At 43.4% G+C, this 20437-nt stretch carries 20 protein-coding genes and 2 pseudogenes; 19 read left to right on the top strand and 3 right to left on the bottom strand.

Going from position 1 to position 20437, the window contains the following annotated elements:
* From SD31_RS06425 to SD31_RS18665, 3 genes are all read left to right on the top strand, one after another.
* A partial coding sequence (locus SD31_RS06425) for a hypothetical protein (protein ID WP_231561245.1) occupies positions 1 to 471 on the top strand: 471 nt, incomplete at its 5' end.
* 455 nt (positions 472 to 926) lie between these two features.
* Positions 927 to 1487, top strand: a complete 561-nt coding sequence (locus SD31_RS06420; protein ID WP_231561244.1) for a hypothetical protein — start codon at positions 927 to 929, stop codon at positions 1485 to 1487.
* Positions 1466 to 1711: a hypothetical protein gene (locus SD31_RS18665; RefSeq protein WP_231561243.1), complete on the top strand. Its 246-nt coding sequence runs from the start codon at positions 1466 to 1468 to the stop codon at positions 1709 to 1711. Before SD31_RS06420 ends, SD31_RS18665 begins: the two co-directional genes overlap by 22 nt.
* Before the next feature lie 236 nt (positions 1712 to 1947).
* On the opposite strand, the gene SD31_RS15135 is transcribed toward SD31_RS18665, so the two are convergent.
* On the bottom strand, positions 1948 to 2232 hold the full coding sequence (locus SD31_RS15135) for a hypothetical protein (protein ID WP_052258721.1): 285 nt from the start codon (positions 2230 to 2232) through the stop codon (positions 1948 to 1950).
* Between the two features lie 2 nt (positions 2233 to 2234).
* Positions 2235 to 2639: a hypothetical protein gene (locus tag SD31_RS15130; RefSeq protein ID WP_052258720.1), complete on the bottom strand. Its 405-nt coding sequence runs from the start codon at positions 2637 to 2639 to the stop codon at positions 2235 to 2237.
* Positions 2640 to 2648: 9 nt separating this feature from the next.
* On the opposite strand from SD31_RS15130, the gene SD31_RS06410 reads away from it, so the two are divergent.
* Positions 2649 to 3197, top strand: a complete 549-nt coding sequence (locus SD31_RS06410; RefSeq protein ID WP_156138238.1) for an L-dopachrome tautomerase-related protein — start codon at positions 2649 to 2651, stop codon at positions 3195 to 3197.
* Positions 3198 to 3363: 166 nt separating this feature from the next.
* Here the strand turns inward: SD31_RS06410 and aspS are convergent, their stop codons facing one another.
* A complete protein-coding gene (gene aspS, locus SD31_RS06405; RefSeq protein WP_039053519.1) occupies positions 3364 to 5118 on the bottom strand; it encodes an aspartate--tRNA ligase in 1755 nt (584 codons plus the stop codon).
* A gap of 407 nt (positions 5119 to 5525) precedes the next feature.
* Here aspS and mraZ point away from each other — a divergent pair, with 407 nt between their 5' ends.
* The 15 genes and pseudogenes from mraZ to ftsZ all read left to right on the top strand — a co-directional run.
* The gene (gene mraZ, locus SD31_RS06400) at positions 5526 to 5999 is read left to right on the top strand and encodes a division/cell wall cluster transcriptional repressor MraZ (protein WP_039053518.1); all 474 of its coding nucleotides are present in this window, start codon (positions 5526 to 5528) and stop codon (positions 5997 to 5999) included.
* Positions 5992 to 6909 (top strand): 16S rRNA (cytosine(1402)-N(4))-methyltransferase RsmH, encoded by a 918-nt coding sequence (gene rsmH / locus SD31_RS06395; protein ID WP_039053517.1) that lies wholly within the window; start codon positions 5992 to 5994, stop codon positions 6907 to 6909. The genes mraZ and rsmH overlap by 8 nt, the downstream gene beginning before the upstream one ends.
* A gap of 2 nt (positions 6910 to 6911) precedes the next feature.
* Positions 6912 to 7340 carry an FtsL-like putative cell division protein gene (locus tag SD31_RS06390; RefSeq protein ID WP_231561242.1) on the top strand — a complete coding sequence of 143 codons (429 nt, stop codon included), beginning with the start codon at positions 6912 to 6914 and terminating at the stop codon, positions 7338 to 7340.
* A gap of 17 nt (positions 7341 to 7357) precedes the next feature.
* Positions 7358 to 9226, top strand: coding sequence for a penicillin-binding protein 2 (locus SD31_RS06385; protein WP_316929794.1), 1869 nt, complete (start codon positions 7358 to 7360; stop codon positions 9224 to 9226).
* The gene (locus tag SD31_RS20745) at positions 9223 to 9471 is read left to right on the top strand and encodes a PASTA domain-containing protein (RefSeq protein WP_316929793.1); all 249 of its coding nucleotides are present in this window, start codon (positions 9223 to 9225) and stop codon (positions 9469 to 9471) included. Before SD31_RS06385 ends, SD31_RS20745 begins: the two co-directional genes overlap by 4 nt.
* Entirely contained in the window at positions 9471 to 10928 is a 1458-nt protein-coding gene (locus tag SD31_RS06380; RefSeq protein ID WP_039053522.1) for a UDP-N-acetylmuramoyl-L-alanyl-D-glutamate--2,6-diaminopimelate ligase, read from the top strand. The genes SD31_RS20745 and SD31_RS06380 overlap by 1 nt, the downstream gene beginning before the upstream one ends.
* Before the next feature lie 9 nt (positions 10929 to 10937).
* A complete protein-coding gene (gene mraY / locus SD31_RS06375) occupies positions 10938 to 12182 on the top strand; it encodes a phospho-N-acetylmuramoyl-pentapeptide-transferase (RefSeq protein ID WP_039053516.1) in 1245 nt (414 codons plus the stop codon).
* Position 12183: 1 nt separating this feature from the next.
* A complete protein-coding gene (gene murD / locus SD31_RS06370) occupies positions 12184 to 13557 on the top strand; it encodes a UDP-N-acetylmuramoyl-L-alanine--D-glutamate ligase (protein ID WP_039053515.1) in 1374 nt (457 codons plus the stop codon).
* Between the two features lie 11 nt (positions 13558 to 13568).
* Complete coding sequence (locus SD31_RS06365) at positions 13569 to 14789, top strand: FtsW/RodA/SpoVE family cell cycle protein (protein ID WP_039053514.1); 1221 nt, start codon at positions 13569 to 13571, stop codon at positions 14787 to 14789.
* Between the two features lie 11 nt (positions 14790 to 14800).
* The gene (gene murG / locus SD31_RS06360) at positions 14801 to 15895 is read left to right on the top strand and encodes an undecaprenyldiphospho-muramoylpentapeptide beta-N-acetylglucosaminyltransferase (RefSeq protein WP_039053513.1); all 1095 of its coding nucleotides are present in this window, start codon (positions 14801 to 14803) and stop codon (positions 15893 to 15895) included.
* 3 nt (positions 15896 to 15898) lie between these two features.
* On the top strand, positions 15899 to 16957 hold the full coding sequence (locus tag SD31_RS06355) for a Mur ligase family protein (RefSeq protein ID WP_316929792.1): 1059 nt from the start codon (positions 15899 to 15901) through the stop codon (positions 16955 to 16957).
* On the top strand, positions 16843 to 17253 hold the full coding sequence (locus SD31_RS20740; RefSeq protein ID WP_316929795.1) for a glutamate ligase domain-containing protein: 411 nt from the start codon (positions 16843 to 16845) through the stop codon (positions 17251 to 17253). The genes SD31_RS06355 and SD31_RS20740 overlap by 115 nt, the downstream gene beginning before the upstream one ends.
* A 2-nt stretch (positions 17254 to 17255) precedes the next feature.
* The gene (locus SD31_RS06350) at positions 17256 to 18056 is read left to right on the top strand and encodes an FtsQ-type POTRA domain-containing protein (RefSeq protein WP_039053512.1); all 801 of its coding nucleotides are present in this window, start codon (positions 17256 to 17258) and stop codon (positions 18054 to 18056) included.
* Positions 18057 to 18088: 32 nt separating this feature from the next.
* Positions 18089 to 19457: pseudogene (ftsA, locus tag SD31_RS06345) on the top strand (cell division protein FtsA).
* 140 nt (positions 19458 to 19597) lie between these two features.
* Positions 19598 to 20417 (top strand): annotated as a pseudogene (ftsZ, locus tag SD31_RS06340) (cell division protein FtsZ); the annotation flags it as partial.
* Between the last annotated feature and the right edge of the window lie 20 nt (positions 20418 to 20437).

The raw sequence follows: 20437 nt of genomic DNA, 5'->3' as shown, positions 1-20437 counted from the left end.
GTAGGAAAGTTGAATGGCAGCTTATTTCCCCAGCTGAAGGGGCCGGAGGTGGAAGATCAGACGGGCATTAACGACTTTTTGACGCACTATAGCAAGTTTGTGCTCATCGCTTTTGTGCCTGTAATTTCATTAAACAGCTTCCTGCTGTACCGAAGAGCCAAACTGAATTATTTGGAACATGTTATTGTCACCGTACTGGCATTCATCGGTGTGCTGATAGTATTTATCCTTGGGCGAATCTTAGAGCCTTTGGAGTTGCTTAAGGTCTCTTTCTTGGACTCTTTGTTGGGATGGGGACAATTCCTAGCAGTAGCCGTTTATACTAACCTTTCTTTCTATCAGGCTTTTAAGAATTACTATTCCCAAAAGGGTATTTTCCTCCGTTTTGTAGGCTTTTGCTTCATGGTCATTGCGGAAATCGTGCTTTTTCTCATCTTGTTGATAGGAATTTTTGTGGCGAAAAAAGGTTAGCCTTTACATAAACCTCTTTTACATTGCCTCTATTCTTAAAGTGTAATAAACAAAGAAATGAAATAGCGATGCGGTGGGGGAGCTTGATTTAAAATGACCTATAGGCATATGCTTTCAGGAACTGCTTTTGCCTAAAGGGAATTATACTCCATTTGCAGGCTTTAGCTTCATGGCCTTTGCGAAGATATTCTATGCCCCTACGTATTCAAAAATACTTCGTCTTTGTTGTAGTGGTTTAATTTGGTTGTTTAAGGATATTTTTTTACTTTTTGAAGTATTATGAGAATGACTGTAATGCTTTAATTTCCTTTTTCTGCTTAGTTCATTAGCATAGCGCTTTATTGATGTAAGGCGTACGAATTCCCTATTATATTTATTCATTTTATCGTTAACCCTAACCGAATTCATCGGCTGCTAGGATTGTAGCTTGATGAGATTGGTTTTAAAGTAGTATTATGGCAGAATTATTAAGTAAAAAGGAAATAGAGCAATTTATTCATAGCGGTTTTGTTCGTATAGATAACGCATTTTCCAAGCAAATAGCAGAGGCAGCTTTGGATATACTGTGGAAGGATTTACCTTGTGACAGAACAGACTCTTCCACCTGGACGGAGCCTGTAATTCGTCTGGGAATGTATACGGCAGAGCCTTTTGTCGAATCGGTAAACAATCCCACGTTACATACGGCGTTTGATCAGTTGATAGGTGCAGATAAATGGATTCCTTGCCGCAGTGTGGGCACATTTCCGGTAAGGTTTCCTGCAGCGAAGCAGCCAATTGATACCGGCAAGCATGTAGACGTTAGTTTTCCGGGTGATGCCCCGAACAACTACTTCGAATGGCGTGCCAACATCAAGTCGAAAGGCCGTGCCTTGCTGATGCTGGTATTGTATTCGGATGTTGCTGAAAATGATGCACCTACATTCTTTACGAAGGTTCGCATATGGATGTGGCGAGACTACTGGCCACAGAAGGGGATAAAGGACTTTCTTTTATGGAAATCGCAAACAAGTTAGACGAGTTGCCTAAGAGAAAAGAAGTGATGGCCACAGGTAAGGCGGGTACGATTTATCTTTGTCATCCTTTTTTGGTACATGCTGCCCAAGCACATCATGGCGTCAACCCTAAGTTTATGGCGCAACCGCCTTTGTTGTTAAAAGGCGAATTATGCATTGCGGGCAATGATAATAGTTATGCTCCAGTGGAAGAAGCCATACGTCTAGCAATTGGTGAGTTCTAAAATATATTTAGAGTGAAAGAGGCTGCTGCATAGCAGCCTCTTTGATTTATGATGAAGATTTTGAAAATAGGTGTCTTGACTAATTTGCCAAGCCTACTAAAAAGTTATCATTTTATAATTCAGACCCCAACTTTTCTTCTTTTTTATCTCCGGAAATAAGATAGGTTAGTTTCTCACAGTGAACAATTTTCCTATAAAGCTATTTTTAGGATTACTTTTAGTTCTGAAATCGGAATCTAGTTTTTTCGAATTCCATATATATGGTTCTTTTCATCTAATTCGAAGGAATAATTTTCGTTTAGTTGCAATAACCAGCCATCTCCTTCAATGGTTTGTCGGGCAATTTTCGTTGGGTGACTAAGAGTAATTTTGTCCCAGTTGATGCTTATTAACGCTCCTTTGTTGACTTTGAGAATTCCCCAATTATCGGTCAAGCGAAGGGTTGGGTAAATCGTTCCCATCTCTTCAAGGGGGATTAAATTTCTAGGATCAAAGGAAATATTCATTTGCTCAAATTTCAATTCTACATTGAAATTTTTCGGTAAATTTTCTTTTGTAATCGGCAATTTCCTGTTTTATTCTTTCTTCCCGTTTTTCTTCTTTCGGCAAAGATAGTTTCTCCATTATACTCATTTGAAATATGTGTGATTAGGGGCTTTACGTCTGCAGGTAATTGAAGTTCGAATGCCTCTATAAAAAAATCTATTAGCTGCGAATTCGAATGAATGTTTTGATTCCAGAGTGGAATTTTGAAACTCAATAAATAGCCATAAATAGGAATGGTATAGTAAGCAAATGAACGTACATAAGAGGAATTTTTAAAGAATTCATTTATACTGGAAATAAAATGCTCTTTTGTTTGATTTTTAGTTCGGCCACTTACCATCAAGCCGGTATATTCGGCAATGCCTTCGTTTAGTTCGAGCAAGTTTTCAAGTTGGGAAGATTACAGAAGCATCGTACCACTTTGCCCGAGAATTTACCCACGGTTGTCAATGGTAAATCTTTAGCGGTGAATGGTCAGAACCTCTTGGTAGGTTGTGACGGGATTACTGCGGACAAAGAATTTGAATGGTTGTATTATGCTCCTTTGAACGGAAGTAAAATTTATCGCGTTAGAATGGCTGATTTGCTGGATGAAACATTGAACGAAGCGGAATTGGACGAAAGAACTGAAACTTATTCCGACACACCCAATAATGGAGGGTTAAGTATAGATAGCGAGGGGAATTTGTATTTGACGGCAATGGAAACCAATAGCATAGCGGTTGTTCTTGCCAAAGATAGAAGTGTGCAGAATCTTTTTTCGGATAATAATTTACTTTGGCCCGATGGCGTTAGCTACAATGCAGTAGATGGTTATATGTACGTTTCTGCTGCACAAGTCCATTTGGGTTCGGTTTTCAATGATGGGAAAAATTTAGCAAGGGCACCGTTTTATATCTTTCGTTTCAAACCCTTGGCGGATGACGTTCCCTATAGGTAATATTCTTTGGAATTGATATGCTCTGTCTTATTTTGGAGGTGTTTTCTATATGGCTGTTGCGTTAGGTAATATGATTTTGCTAGGTTAAATTCAAAAATACGCAGTTAGAGAGTATAAAAAAAGGGCTAAGAGATTAGCCCTTTTTTCTGTTATATGCACGACAATTTTAGTCTTTCAAAGTTATCGCGAGATTGAGTTCGTCCAGCTGTGCCTGATCTATTGGTGCTGGAGCGTCAATCATGACATCGCGACCGGAGTTGTTTTTAGGGAAGGCTATAAAGTCGCGGATGGTTTCTTGTCCGGCGAGGATAGCTACAAGGCGGTCCAAGCCGAAGGCCAATCCTCCGTGTGGTGGCGCTCCATATTGGAAGGCATTCATCAGGAACCCGAATTGTTGCTGTGCCTGTTCCGGAGTGAATCCTAAATGTTTGAACATAAGTTCTTGTGTGGCTTTGTCGTGGATACGTATAGAGCCACCTCCGATTTCATTTCCGTTGAGCACTAGGTCGTAAGCGTTAGCTCTTACCTTGCCGGGGTCGGTATCCAACAGGTGGATGTCTTCACGTTTTGGAGAGGTGAAAGGATGGTGCATAGCGTGATATCGTCCTGTCTCTTCGTCCCACTCCAATAGCGGGAAGTCCACGACCCAGAGAGGAGCAAACTCGTCAGGCTTACGTAATCCTAAACGGTTTCCTAATTCCATACGTAGTGCCGACAGCTGTGTGCGTGTCTTATTGGCGGGGCCGCAAAGGATAAGGATGAGGTCTCCTTCTTTCGCGCCGGTGATTTCAGCCCACTTGGCCAAATCTTCTTGGTCGTAGAATTTATCTACCGAAGATTTGTAGTGTCCTCCCGTTTCGCATTTTACGTACACCATACCGGAGGCTCCGACCTGCGGGCGTTTCACCCAATCGATAAGGGCGTCAATCTCTTTGCGGGTGAAGGATGCTGCTCCCGGTACGGCGATACCTACTACCAATTCTGCATTGTTGAAAACGGCAAAGTCCTTGTGTTGGGCCACAGCGTTCAGCTCACCGAACTTCATGCCGAAACGTATATCAGGCTTGTCGTTTCCATAGGTACGCATAGCCTCATCATAAGTCATGCGCGGAAACTTGTCAATATCGATATTGTGGAATTTTTTCAAGAGGTGGCGTGTCAGGCCTTCGAACACGTTAAGGATATCTTCCTGTTCGATGAAGGACATCTCACAATCTATCTGCGTGAACTCCGGCTGACGGTCGGCACGAAGGTCCTCGTCACGGAAACATTTTACAATCTGGAAATAGCGGTCCATACCTGCCACCATCAGCAGCTGCTTGAACGTCTGAGGCGACTGTGGCAACGCATAAAACTGCCCTGGATTCATACGTGAAGGTACCACAAAGTCCCGAGCCCCTTCAGGAGTAGATTTAATCAGATAAGGGGTTTCAATTTCACAAAAATCCAAATTCGATAGGTAGTTGCGCACTTCCTGTGTTACTTTATGACGGAACAGTAAGCTGTTCTTGACAGGGTTGCGACGGATATCCAAATAGCGGTATTTCATGCGGATATCTTCACCGCCGTCGGTTTCATCTTCAATGGTGAATGGAGGCAGCTGAGCCTCATTTAAGATGGTGAGCTCTTTTACTAATACTTCAATATCTCCAGTAGGAATATTGTTGTTTTTAGATTCACGCTCTATTACGGTGCCCTTCACCTGAATGACATATTCACGTCCAAGAGATTTGGCCAGTTGCATCACTTGAGCATCCGTACGGGCTTCATCAAAAATCAACTGCGTAATGCCGTAGCGGTCACGCAAGTCCACCCAAATCATAAAGCCTTTGTCGCGAGATTTTTGTACCCATCCGGCAAGTGTGACTTCCTTATTAACGTCGGCGATGCGAAGCTCGCCGCAATTATGACTTCTATACATATTATATAAATAGAAAATATATCGTACAAAATTATCGGTTTTCGGGGAGAATAACGAATGCAATATGGATTATAATGACATTCCATAATAAACGCATGGCTAAGGTTATAAGACCGACGGTATTTCTTCTACCACTTTCTCCCACCAAAAAGTAAAAAATGCTTTCTGTGGCAAATAGAGACCCTTCTTTAGGCTTTATCAATTGCTTGATTCTGAAAGATTTTGTTACAAAATAGATTTATCGATTAAGAATAAAAATTGAGGTTTATTTCATTTTGAAGCAGTTTTTTACTTGGATTTTTGTGGCTAAATGACTATGTGGAAAACTTTTTTGTGGGGGAATGTGGGACTTTGTGGGAGAAAGTGTATACTTTTACATTAAATTTGATTAGCAGTATAGACTAACAATGAATTTTCTAATCGGAGAATACGAATGCAAGCTGGACGCCAAAGGAAGAATGGTGGTTCCTGCAGCGCTCAAGCGTCAGTTGCCTGACGTGGAGCGTGAAGGGCTTGTTGTGAATCGTGGCTTCGATGGAAACTTGGTATTGTACACCCGTTCGGAATGGAATAAGATTTTGGCTCAGCTGTCGCGTTTAAATCAATTCCAAGCGCGCAACCGTGATTTTATCCGCAAGTTTACGAGTGGGGCTACGGAGCTGATGCTGGATTCTGCAGGACGTGTGTTATTACCTAGAACATTGCTGGATTATGCGCAGATCGGATCGGAACTGGTGTTGGTATGTAATCTGAGCAAGGTAGAAGTGTGGTCTAAAGCTAAGTATGAAGAAAAACTAAACGCTATCTCTGAGGAAGATTTTTCGGAGTTGGCAGAAGCTGTTATGGGTGATTTCGATATGGAAGGAGGTTTGAATGTCTGATGAGCAAGTGTATCATGTGCCTGTGATGCTTCATGAATGCATTGAAGCATTAGATATTAAACCGGATGGCATCTATGTGGATGTAACATTTGGTGGGGGAGGTCACTCGCGTGAAATCTTGAAAAAACTAGGGTCTAAAGGAAGGTTAATAGCCTTTGATCAGGATCCTGATGCTATAAAAAATGCTATTGATGACGAGCGTTTTGTGCTTGTACATCAGAATTTTCGCTTTTTGAAAAACTGCCTTCGTCTGCAGGGGGTGAAAGAGGTAGATGGCATTCTGGCGGATCTGGGTGTTTCGTCGCATCAGTTTGATGATGCTTCTCGAGGCTTTTCTATCCGTTTTGATGCGGACTTAGATATGCGCATGGATCAGGTGTCCGACTTGGATGCGCGTAAGGTGGTGAATACCTATTCGGAGGATGAGCTTCATCGCATCTTTGGGATGTATGGTGAGGTGCAGAACGCCAAGTCTTTGGCAAAAACCATCGTTACGGCGCGTTTGTCTAAGCCTATAAACACCATTGCAGAGCTGAAGGAGGCTATAAAGAAATTGGTTCCTAAAGGAAAGGAACATAAATATCATGCGCAGGTGTTTCAGGCGCTGCGCATCGAGGTGAATAAAGAGTTGGATGCCTTGCAGGAGTTTTTGACACAGTCACCTTTGGTGCTTAAAGAAGGAGGGCGTCTGGTGGTGATGTCTTACCATTCGTTGGAAGACAGGTTGGTGAAAAACTTCATGTTGAAGGGGAAATTCAGAGGAGAGGTGGAAAAGGATTTTTATGGAAACGAGATAAAGCCTTTCCGTGTGTTGACAAGAAAAGCTATCGCCGCTTCGGAAGAAGAGGTTAAGAATAATAACCGTGCGCGTAGTGCTAAGCTGCGTGTGGCGGAAAAAATCAATAATTAATCGTGAAAGGAGGGGAGGTCGTGCCGAAGAGGAATACATTACGTAACCAGGAATTAAGCGAAGGGATTCAGGAGCAAATCTCTGAATCAGTAGAGGAGAAGGTGGAGGAGACGCAGAATTTTATCCGTAGCATTCTGTCGCCTTCGAAGCTGTCAACCTATCTGGTGGCAAAGAATTTACCGTTTGCTGCCTTCTTGGCGTTTCTGGGGTTGTTGTATATCTCTAACAGGCATTTGGCCGAACGTACGGTAAGACAGATAGACAAATTGGGACGCGAAGTGAAGGAGTTGAGTTGGGATTACAAGTCGTTATCTGCCGAGCTTATGAAGCTGACGACCCAAACTGAAATTGCTAAAAGAGCCGACACCTTAGGGTTGAAGGAGCGTACAGAACCACCAATTAAACTTGAAATTATAAAAGATTCTGAATAAGAACTGATATAATTTGAATGAATATTAGAAAGTCCATATTGAAGCGTGTGTACCTGGCCTTCGGGCTCATGGTATTTGGGGCCTTGGCAGTTTTTGCGAAGCTCTTGCACCTGCAATATGTGGATGGAGAAAAGTGGAGGAATATTGCGGACAGTCTTACTATTCAGGAGAGGGTGGTGGAAGCTGCCAGAGGAAACATCTATTCTATTGACGGTAGTCTTTTGGCTACTTCGGTGCCTGAATATGAAATTCGCTTTGATGCGATGTCTATTCCTTCGGAGTACAGCGACGTGTTCAACAGTAAGGTGGATTCGCTGGCCTCTAAGTTGGCTTCCTTTTTCAAGGATAAGTCTGCGCGACAGTATTTGGTGATGCTGAAGGAGGCACGTAACAAGAAGCAGCGCTACATGCTTATCAAGCGTGGGGTGTCACATCAGGATTTGAAGGTGTTGAAAACCTTTCCGCTGTTTAAGTCTTTCCGTGAAGGTAAGAAAAGGTTTGCTAGCAGCATGGTGGCTGTTAGACAAAACAAGCGTATTCTTCCCTTCAAAAATCTGGCAGCGCGAACCATAGGCTATAAAAATGATGAATACAGAGTAGGGTTGGAAGGTGCTTATGGAGATTATATCGAAGGTAAGAGTGGTGCTCAGCTCATGCAGCGTATTGCCGGTGGGGTGTGGGTACCATTGAACAGAGAAGCTGAAGTTGCTCCTGTGGATGGTTCGGATATCATCTCTACCATCGATGTGAATATGCAGGATATGGCGCAGCGCGCTTTAGAGAAGCAGATGCGTATCAGCAATGCGGACGAGGGATGTGTGGTGTTGATGGAAGTGCAGACCGGGGAAATTCGTGCCATTGCCAACTTCACAAAAGACAAAGACGGTGAATACCGTGAGAAATATAATTATGCTATAGCGCAACGTGCAGATCCGGGATCTACCTTTAAACTGGCTTCTTACCTAGCAGCCTTAGACGACGGATATATCGACACAGCTACGAAAGTGGACATAGGAAACGGAACATACAAAGTGCCTTCCCACACGATCCGTGACTCTCATGCTCCGAAGAAGTCTATCGTCACAGTGAAGGAGGCTTTTGAGGAGTCGTCGAATGTGGCGGTGACAAAGTTGATCAACCAGTTTTATGGTGACAATCCGGCGAAGTTCACGTCGAAGTTGCACAGCTGGGGTTTACATGAGCCTTTGGGATTGCAGATTCCGGGAGAGGGTATTCCAGTGGTGAAAACACCAAAAAGCAAGTCGTGGAGCAAACTCTCTTTAGTGCAGATGGCGTATGGCTACGAGTTGTTGTTGACACCTCTGCAGACGTTGACGCTATACAACGGAGTTGCGAACGACGGCAAGCTGATAGCTCCTTTGTTTGTAAAGGAGATTCGTCATTTAGGAAATACGGTTGAGCGCTTTGAGGCGCGTGTGATAAATAAACAGATGGCTTCAAAGGAAGCTATTGCTAAGATGAAAGGTATGTTGGAGGCCGTGATGCGTGAGGGTACAGGAAAAAGGTTGACAAGCCCGCTGTATACTGCTGCAGGGAAGACAGGAACGGCACAGATGGCGGACAACCACCGCGGTTATGGCGCTAGAAGATATCAATCTTCATTTGCCGGTTACTTTCCTGCCGATAATCCGAAGTATTCTATGATTGTGGTAATCCGCAATCCGCGAAACGGTTACTATGGTGCTTCGGTGGCGGGACCTGTGTTCAAAGAGCTAGCAGATATGGTGTATGCCAACGACCTTAAACTGCACGGCACCTTTGCCTCTAAACAGGTGAATACAGCAGGAATGCGCGTTCCGCTGACATTGAATGGCTCCAAAGAGGCCTCAGCAAAAGTATATCAGGCGTTGGGTCTCACAGCTTGAATTGGAACAGTATCAGCCAGGGAGATTCGGCAAAGACGCAGCGTGGTGTGCCTTTCATAGAGGCGCAGATTAAAGAAGGGGTAGTGCCTAACGTGAAGGGTATGGGATTAGCCGACGCTATTTTCACTATGGAAAATGCGGGGTTCAAGACAAAGGTGTTGGGAAAGGGTAAAGTGATAGCGCAGTCTTTGGCTCCAGGACAGCGTATGAAAATAGGAACTAATGTAGTACTTGAATTGAATTGATTATGAAATTAAAAGAGTTATTGCATGCTATACCTGTGCTTCAGGTTGTAGGTCCACTTGAGGTAGAAGTGGATGCTATTGCTTTTGACTCGCGACAAGTGCAGCAAGGAACTCTTTTCGTTGCTGTCCGTGGTGTGCATACCGACGGTCACCTATTTGTAGGCAAGGCCGTGGAAGGTAAAGCTGTAGCTGTGGTGGTGGAGGAGCTTCCTGAGCATACGGATGATGCGGTAACTTATGTGCAGGTGAGTGACAGTGCTTACGCCCTTGGAGTGTTGGCAGCCAACTTTTATGGCAACCCTTCCCAAGAGCTGAAGCTGGTGGGGGTGACAGGTACCAATGGTAAAACTACAGTAGCAACCTTGTTGTACAATCTTTTCAGACAACTGGGCTATCGCGTAGGATTACTTTCTACCGTGGAAAATAGAATCGGAGAGAAGGTGGTTCCTGCAACACATACTACTCCGGATCCTGTGGCGCTGAACAAATTGATGCGCCAGATGGTGGATGACGGCTGTGACTACTGCTTCATGGAAGTTAGTTCACATGCTATCGTGCAGCAACGTATCGTGGGACTAAAATTTGCCGGTGGAATTTTCACCAACATTACCCATGACCATCTGGACTTTCATAAAACTTTTGAAAACTATATCAAAGCTAAGAAAAAGTTCTTTGATGACTTAGATAGATATGCTTTCGCATTGACCAATGTGGATGACAGAAATGGCAATGTGATGCTTCAGAATACCGTGGCGCACCGCAAAACCTATGGCCTCCACAATATGGCTGACTTCAAAGCCAAAGTATTGGAGTCGCATTTTGACGGTATGCTGCTGCAGATTGATTCCCACGACCTGTGGGTGAAGCTGGTAGGTGGTTTCAACGCATACAATTTGCTGGCTGTGTATTCTGCCGCTATCCTTTTGGAGCAGGAAACGTCGAAGGTACTTGTTGCCTTGAGCGAAATTTCGGGAGCCGAAGGAAGATTTGAAACTGTACGTTCGAAGAATGGTGTTGTAGGTATTGTGGACTATGCCCATACGCCAGATGCCGTGGAAAATGTGCTGGAAACGATAAAGAACCTACGACATGAAGGACAACAGATCATCACCGTGCTAGGATGTGGAGGTGACAGAGATAAGACCAAAAGACCGGAGATGGCTAATGTGGCATTAAAATATAGCGATAAGCTTATCATCACTTCGGATAATCCACGTACGGAAGATCCGTTGCAGATTATTAAGGATATGGAAGCTGGCGTTCCGGTGGAAAAGAAAAAAAATACATTTAGCATAGCAGACCGAAGAGAAGCCATACGTGCTGCCTGTCATCTAGCCAGTCCGGGCGATATCGTGTTGGTGGCTGGAAAAGGACATGAAAAATATCAGGAAATAAATAGGGTGGCGTCATCATTTGATGACAGAGAGGAGTTGGAGAAAACGTTTAACGAACAATAAAGTAAGACAATGTTATATTATCTATTTGATTGGCTACATGAAAATTGGAATGTTCCCGGAAGCGGCTTGTTCCAATATATCTCTTTCCGTACGGCGATGGCAGTTATCGTGTCGCTTATCATTACTACGGTATATGGTAGTCGATTGATCCGATTGCTGCACAAAAAGCAGGTGGGAGAGACCATTAGGGACCTAGGTTTGGAGGGAGAAAAACAAAAGCAGGGAACTCCAACGATGGGAGGGTTGATCATCATCGCCGGGATTCTTATTCCTACTTTATTGTTCGCCAAGTTAGATAATATCTACGTCATCATCATGATAGTGACTACCCTGTGGATGGGTGCTATCGGCTTTTTGGACGACTATATAAAGGTGTTCAGAAAAAATAAAGAAGGGCTTGCGGGACGTTTTAAGGTGATAGGACAGGTAGGATTGGGTGTTATCATCGCCATTACGATGTATTTTCATCCGGATATCGTGGTGCGTGAGCAGGTAATCAACCCTACTTCTGAGAAGCCTGTAGAAGTTGTCATCAACCCGCAAACCGGGGAAACCCAATATGCTGAAAATGTAAAATCTACAAAAACGAATATTCCTTTTTATAAGGATAACGAGTTCGATTATTCCAAGGTGTTGACGGTGGTGGGCTTAGATAGTCCTTGGGCTACTTTTCTTTTGTTTTTGGTAGTGGTTGTTTTCATCGTTACTGCTGTGTCTAACGGAGCAAACATTACTGATGGGATTGACGGGTTGGCGACAGGAACATCAGCCATCATTGGGATTACACTGGCTATTTTGGCGTATGTGTCGGGTAACATCATTTTTTCCGATTACCTCAATATCATGTACATCCCGAATTCGGGAGAGCTGGTGATTTTTGCAGGAGCTTTTGTAGGGGCATGTACCGGATTCTTATGGTACAATGCTTATCCGGCTCAGGTATTTATGGGGGATACAGGGTCGTTGGCTATAGGCGGTATTATCGCAGCTTTCGCCATCCTTATCCGTAAAGAACTGTTGATTCCGGTATTGTGTGGTGTCTTTTTAGTAGAAAATCTTTCGGTAATCCTACAGGTTTCCTACTTCAAGTACACGAAAAAGAAATATGGTGAGGGGAGACGTATATTCTTGATGTCACCTTTGCATCACCACTATCAGAAGAAAGGATATCATGAAGCGAAAATCGTAACCCGATTTGTTATTGTGGGCGTGATTTTGGCCATTCTGACAATAGTAACATTAAAAGTTAGATAGTATGGGAAATATAGCCAATACATATTATCCACAATCGGGGCGCTTGGTAGTCTTGGGAGCGGGTGAAAGCGGTGTAGGTACCGCCATTCTAGGAAAGGATAAAGGTTTTGATGTTTTTGTATCGGACCTAGGGACAATAGCGGACAACTATAAAAAGTCATTGGACGAAGAAGGTATCGCCTACGAGTCCGGTCAGCATACAGAAGACCTTATCCTGAATGCCGACATCATAGTAAAAAGTCCAGGCATTCCGGAAAAAGCACCGCTGATCAAGAAGCTTCGTTCTTTGAATATTCCTGTAATCTCGGAAATCGAGTTTGCCGCTCAATATACGGATGCAAAACTTATCTGTATTACCGGCTCTAACGGCAAAACCACTACCACCATGTTGACCTATTACATGTTAAAAAATGGAGGTTTGAACGTAGGCCTTGCCGGCAATGTGGGTAAAAGTTTTGCCCTTCAGGTGGCACGAGAAAACTATGATGTCTATGTGCTTGAAATTTCCAGCTTCATGCTGGACGATATGTATCACTTCCGTGCCGATGTGGCGGTAATCTTAAATATCACTCCGGACCACTTGGATCGCTACGACTATAAGATGGAAAATTATGTGAATTCTAAATTCCGTATGATCCAAAACCAACGTTCGGAAGATTATTTTATCTATTGCTTAGATGACGAGGAGACGATGAAAGCTCTTCCTCGCTTTGAGGTCAAAGCGCAGCAGCTGCCGATGACACAAGACAGCAAGGTAGAGTATGGAGCTTATCTGGATGAGAATAAAAACATAAAAATTAATATACCTAATAGAGACGAGTTTGAGATGAATATCGAAGAGTTATCATTACAAGGAAGACACAATGTTTACAACAACATGGCGTCTGGCTTGATTGCCAAAGTTCAGGAACTGCGTAATCAAAGCATGAAAGAAAGTATGGGCTCCTATGTAAATGTAGAGCACCGATTGGAGCATGTGGCAATCATTGGTGGCGTTAATTACGTCAACGATTCTAAGGCTACCAACGTGAATTCAGTATGGTATGCTTTGGAAAGCTTCTCGACAAAGATCGTGTTGCTATTAGGTGGTGTGGACAAAGGTAATGATTATGAAATGCTTCGTGATCTTGTAAGACAAAAGGTAAAGGCTATTGTCTGTCTAGGTAAGGATACCGCCCGCATTCATGAAGCATTCGAAGATGATGTAGAGATCATCGTGAACAGCTCGTCGATGGAAGATGCTGTGAACATAGCGTCTCACCTTGCAGAGAAAGGAGATACCGTGCTGTTATCACCTGCCTGTGCAAGCTTTGACTGGTTTAAGAATTACGAAGAAAGAGGTAATAAATTCAAAGAAGCTGTAATGGCTCTGTAGTTTACTTGGTGATGGTAGAACAAATTTTTTCAAAACTAAAAGGAGATAAGTGGATTTGGATCATCGTGGTAATCTTGTCGGGATGGTCTCTGCTTGCCGTATACAGTTCAGTAGGAACACTTGCCTATAAAGAAGGTAAGGGTACGGAATTGTATTTATTCAAGCATTTCTCCATTATCGCTGTAGGTTTGGTTTTGATGTATTTGTCTCACAAGTTAGACTATCGTTGGTATGCGGGGATTTCGAAACTGCTGATGATGATCACAATCCCATTGTTGATATATACTTTGGTTTTCGGTAATAATGTTAACGATGCGTCGCGATGGGTGACGATTCCTGTAATCAACCAGACATTCCAGACTTCGGACTTGGCGAAGCTGTCGCTGATTACGTTCTTGGCACGTATGCTTTCGCACAAAGCTTACGAGATCAAGGATTTGAAAAAATCCTTTATCCCTATCATGGGTACGGTATGTGCGGTGTTCGTACTTATTGCCTGGGCGAACCTATCTACGGCGCTGATGCTCTTCGGAACCAGCGTGCTGCTTTTGATTATCGGACGTGTGAGCATCAAGCAGATCGGCATTGTGTGTTTGGGTGGAGGGGTGCTCCTGATGATGGTTATTCTATTAGGTCCACGTCGTGCTACTTATATGAGTCGTGTTGAAGGTTTCTTCAGGACTGAAAAAGTAGAATCGGCAAGCGTACCATTTCAGGAGGACAAAAACTTCCAAGCCAACAATGCGAAAATCGCCATTGCTACGGGTGGTCTTTTCGGAAAAGGACCGGGAAACAGCGTGCAACGCAACGTGTTGCCGCACCCGTATTCGGATTTCATCTTCGCCATTATTGTCGAGGAATACGGCACTATCGGTGGAGCAATCTTGATTCTGTTGTACCTAGCGTTGATGTATAGGGTAATCCGTATAGTGACGATGAGTCCACGGGCCTTTGGTGCCTTTTTGGCGGCAGGGTTAGGGTTTAGCCTTACCATCCAAGCATTAGCAAATATGGCTGTAGCGGTAGGGTTGGGACCCGTGACAGGGGTGCCACTGCCTTTGGTAAGTATGGGAGGTACGTCCATCTTGTTTACCAGTGTGGCTTTAGGTATCATCCTTTCCGTAAGTCGCAGTATTGAAGAACTTAAAAATAAAGAAGAGCTGGAAGAGAGTGCTATCACGGGACAGAAACAGCCTAAGCAAAAGAAAATAGTGGTAGGAACCATTAGTTAAATAATACAGGTATGGCGCATAAAGTAATCATAAGTGGTGGAGGTACGGGAGGGCATATATTCCCGGCAATTGCGATAGCAAATGCTTTGCGTCGTATCGAACCGGATATCGAAATTCTTTTTGTGGGAGCGCAGGGGAAGATGGAAATGGAGAAAGTTCCTGCTGCAGGTTATACTATCGTAGGATTAGATATCCAAGGGTTCAACCGCTCTTCTTTATGGAAAAATATACTCTTGCCTTATAAGATGATCAAAAGTCTGCTGAAGGCAAGACGTGTTATAAAAGATTTTAAAGCAGACGTGGCAGTAGGGGTGGGAGGCTATGCTTCCGGACCTTTGTTGATGATGGCCAACATGATGGGACTGCCGACACTGATTCAAGAGCAAAACTCTTTTGCCGGAAAGACTAACATGAGCTTGGGGCGCAAGGCAAGAAAAATCTGTGTAGCCTACGAAGGGATGGAAAAGTTTTTTCCTGCAGAAAAGGTATTGCTGACAGGTAATCCTATACGTCGTACCTCCGTGGATATCGAAGGGAAGAAGGGAGAGGCTTTAGTTTCTTTCGGCTTGGAAGCAGGAAAGAAAACCTTGCTGGTGACAGGAGGAAGTCTTGGAGCAGGCACACTTAATGATTGTGTGAAAGCTGCCATAAATCGCTTCAAGGAGGAGGATGTTCAAATAATATGGCAATGTGGTAGCTATTACCACGAAAGGTTGAATAGCGAGCTTGCCGATTTGCCGTACAATGTGAAGATGATGCCTTTCTTGCAGCGTATGGATTATGCCTATGCGGCGGCAGATGTGATCATTGCAAGAGCAGGGGCTGGTACTATTTCCGAACTATGTGTGGTAGGGAAACCCGTGATTTTGGTGCCTTCGCCAAATGTTGCGGAAGATCATCAGACCAAAAATGCTATGGCTCTCGTGCAAAAGGATGCTGCCATCATGGTGAGAGATGTGGAAGCAAGAGAAAAGCTGGTAGAAGAAGCTCTTGCCTTGCTCAACGATGAACAGAAGATGCGTGTGCTAAGTGAGAATATTAAGAAGCTGGCTCTGCCAGATGCAGATGAAGTAATCGCACACGAAGTATTAAAATTAATAAAATAAAGGATGGTTAATATTGATCAAATAAAGCTGGTTTATCTTATCGGTATCGGAGGTATCGGTATGAGCGGTTTAGCCCGTTACTTCCATCATTTGGGATGTAAGGTGTGGGGTTACGACCGTACGGAAACCGATTTGACAAAGACATTGGTAAGTGAAGGAATTGACGTTATCTATGAAGATGAGGTGCAAAAGATTCCGGCAGTATTTGGTCAACCATCGGACGAAAGTTTGGTAATTTTCACGCCTGCTGTTCCAAAAGATCTTAAGATTAAAAACTATTTCTTGGACAAAGGATTTGAGATATACAAACGTTCGCAGATTTTAGGATTTATCAGTGCTAATCGATTCACGATAGGTGTTGCCGGAACTCACGGTAAGACGACGACCTCTACGATGATAGCGCATATCCTTAAAGATTCGGGATACGACTGTTCAGCCTTCTTGGGGGGCATCAGTTCTAACTATAATACTAACGTATTGTATGGAGATAACAATGTAGTAGTGGTGGAAGCTGACGAATATGACCGTTCCTTCCTTACTCTACATCCCAATATTGCGGTAGTCACTTCTGCCGATGCAGACCATTTGGATATCTATGGCGACAAGTCGCATCTCATAGAATCTTTTGAGTTGTATCTGGCACGTGTGGTAGCAGGGGGACATCGCATCGTGAAGAAAGGTCTGCCATTTTCCGGAGACATTTCGTATGCACGCGAAGAGAAAGCAGACGCCCACGCGGAAAATATTGAGGTTATTGATGGAGAATTCCATTTCGACTATGTGAAGGGAGATCTAAGAATAGCGAATATCAAGTTGGGAATTGCCGGTCTTCACAACATAGAAAATGCAGTGGCAGCCATCACGGTAGCGCTACTGTTGGAGATAGATATTGACAAGATTGTGGCGGCTTGGCAAGCTTCCGCGGAGCAAAACGCCGCTTCGAATATATTGTACGTAATGAAAAGTCTATTTATATCGACGACTATGCACATCATCCGGAGGAGCTTCGTGCATTCTTGTCTTCACTGCGGAAGTTATATCCTAACAAAAAGCTTAGTGTAGTATTCCAGCCACACCTATTCAGTCGCACACGCGACTTTGTGGATGGCTTTGCCGAAGTGTTGGCTATGGCAGATGAGCTGTTGCTAATGGAAATTTATCCGGCACGTGAGCTGCCAATAGAAGGGGTGACCTCTTCATGGCTGTTGGATAAAGTTCAGTTGGAGGATAAACGTCTTGTATCACCGGAGGCAGTATTGGAATATGTGAAAAACGAACAGCCAGAATTGTTGGTAACTGTAGGGGCAGGAGATATAGACAGATTGGTGAAACCTTTGAAAGAAATATTAGAGAAGTAAATATGTTGAAGCGAATCAGATGGAGCCTATTGTTTTACACTATCCTTGGCCTTGGTGCTGCGGTAGGGTTAGTAGTGCTTATGGGTCTGATCGAACGTAAAGATGCCGCACAGGTGTGTACTTCTCTGAAGGTGAATGTAGAAGGTAAAGAAACCTTTATCGACCAGGAGGATATTTCCAAAATGATCAACAATCAGTTCGGAAATGTGGTAGGAAAGTCTTTAAGAGAAATTAAACTGGAAGATATTGAGCAGGCTATAGAGAAATTACCTTACGTATCGCAGGCCGAGATCCACATGGATATGGATGGCACAGTGAGGGTAAATGTCAAGCAGCGCGAAGTGGTATTGCGCGTGATAAATAGCCAGGGACGTGAGTTCTATGTGGATACGGAAGGACATAAGGTGCCGGTGACTTTGAAATATGTGCCTCGGGTGTTGGTAGCCAATGGTAATATCAAAGAAAGCTACAACAAACCGCTGGAAGAGGTGGAAACTATATTGGTTAAAGATCTGGTGCGCATCGTGGAACATGTGAGAGGCAACGAGCTATGGGAAAATCAGATCGTGCAGATGTATGTCAACCAAGATAAAGATATTGAGCTGATACCACGAGTAGGCAAAGAAGTGTTGCTCATTGGCAATGCCGATTCGTTAGACAGCAAGTTGAGAAGATTGGAACTATATTACAAAAATATATTGCCTAAAGTAGGAACTGAGGCATACAGCAGAATAAACGTTAAATATGGAGGCCAGATCATCTGTGAGCGCGTGAAGGATGGTTTATGGATAGTTTGCAGATGAAAATCAGTATGAAAAATTAAAAAATACAGCATATGAAACCAAGAATTACAGACAATGAGAAAGAAAATCCGATTATCGTTGGTTTGGATATCGGTACGACAAAAATTTGTGTTACTGTAGGACGCCGCAGTGGGACAAATAAAATTGAATTATTAGGAGTGGGTAAAGCAGAATCTGCCGGAGTAAATCGTGGGGTTGTCGCTAATATTCAAAAAACTGTGAACAGTATCCGCGAGGCTGTATCATTGGCAGAAGCGCAATCGAACGTGGATATCAAGGTTGTCAATGTCGGTATCGCAGGTCAACATATCAAAAGTATTCAGCACCGCGGAATTTTGACAAAGAATGATGATGACGAAATCAGCCGTATGGATGTGGAACGCTTGATTTCGGATATGTACAAATTAGTATTGCCTCCGGGAGAAGAAATCATTCATGTGTTGCCGCAAGAGTTTACAATCGACAACGAGCCAGGCATCAAGGAGCCTATTGGTATGGCTGGTCGTCGTATGGAAGCCAACTTCCATATCATCTCAGGTCGTGTTACCGATATCAAGAATATCAAAAAATGTGTTGATAATTCTGATTTGGAGGTTTCTTCATTGGTGCTGGAGCCATTAGCCTCATCCGAAGCTGTATTGGATGAAGAAGAAAAAATGGCCGGTGTAGTTCTTGTTGATATAGGTGGTGGTACTACTGATGTGGCTATATTCCATGAAGGTATCATCCGTCATACTGCTGTAATTCCTTTGGGTGGAAATATTGTTACCGAAGATATCCGTCAAGGTTGTGCTGTACTTAGAAATCAGGCGGAACAACTGAAAGTAAGATATGGTTCTGCGCTGGCCGACGAAAATAAAGAAAATGAAGTGATTTGCGTTCCGGGAATCCGTGGACGTGAACCTAAAGAAATATCGGTGAAAAATCTTGCTTACATTATCCAAGCAAGAATGGAAGAAATCATAGAGCACGTATACTACGAAATCAAATCTTCAGGCTATGAAGACAAACTTATCGCAGGTATCGTAATTACCGGAGGTGGTGCGCAGCTTAAACATCTCGTTCAGCTCGTAGAATACATCACAGGTATCGATTGCCGAATTGGTTATCCAAACGAATACCTTGCTAAAACTGATATGGTAAGCAAACAAACATTGGAAGAAATGAAAAGTCCGATGTATGCTACTTCCATCGGCCTGTTGATAAAAGGTATTCAGGCTGCCGAAGAGGAAGAAGAGTTGGCCATGGAAGAGCGTGAGCTGAAAAAACCGCGACAAAGAGCAGGTCAAAGAGATCGCCGAAAAGCAAAGTAAAAAAGAAAGTTGGTTTACAAAAATTATCTCAGAGTTTATCAAGGATAATCAGGAAATCGACGACGAAACCTTTATCGGAAGACGTTAATTTTTCCACACGAAGGTAAGTTTTCCACAATTTCACAAATGTGGAAAACTCTTGTTGAGAAATTGGTATTATTACATTCGAATTGTTGAGTTTGGATAGATAGGTAAAGCTTGGCAGTTCTTTTAAAATAGGATATTATTATGTCGATACAATTTGAAATGTTAAAGGAGCAATCATCTATAATCAAGGTTATAGGTGTTGGTGGTGGCGGCGGCAATGCCGTTAATCACATGTACAAGCAAGGGATTAGTGGAGTTGATTTTATCGTGTGCAACACGGATGCGCAAGCATTGGAACTGAGTCCTATTCCAAACAAGGTTCAGCTGGGAGCAAGTCTGACGGAAGGTATGGGTGCAGGTGCTGATCCGGAAGTAGGAGAGAATTCAGCAATCGAAAGTATCGATGATATCAAAAGAATGTTGGGTACCAATACCAAGATGCTTTTCATCACGGCAGGTATGGGTGGTGGTACAGGTACGGGAGCAAGTCCTGTATTGGCCAAAGCTGCCAAAGAGATGGGTATCCTGACAGTGGCTATTGTTACCACTCCATTCACATTCGAAGGAAAAAAACGTCGTCAGCAAGCTGAGGAAGGGCTATCTGAGCTGAAGAAATATGTAGACTCCTACTTAGTGATTTCTAATGACAGATTGCGTGAAATCTTCGGAAACTTGACGATGACTGCTGCCTTTGCCAAGGCTGATGATATATTGACTACAGCTGCCAAAGGTATCGCCGAGATTATCACTATCCCAGGATACGTAAACGTAGACTTCAAAGACGTACGTACTGTAATGAGTGATAGTGGTGTAGCTATCATGGGTAACCACGTTGCTTCAGGTGAAGATAGGGCAATCAAAGCGGTGACAGGAGCGCTTGCTTCTACCATTGTTGAAAGACAATGAAATCGAAGGTGCTCGCTATATCTTGTTGAACATTACTTCTGGTAAGAAAGAATTACTATGATGAGGTGTCTATCA

This window comes from Sphingobacterium sp. T2, from assembly GCF_000814685.1.
GTDB lineage: Bacteria > Bacteroidota > Bacteroidia > Sphingobacteriales > Sphingobacteriaceae > Sphingobacterium > Sphingobacterium thermophilum.
This window is presented reverse-complemented; position numbering and strand designations above follow the sequence as displayed.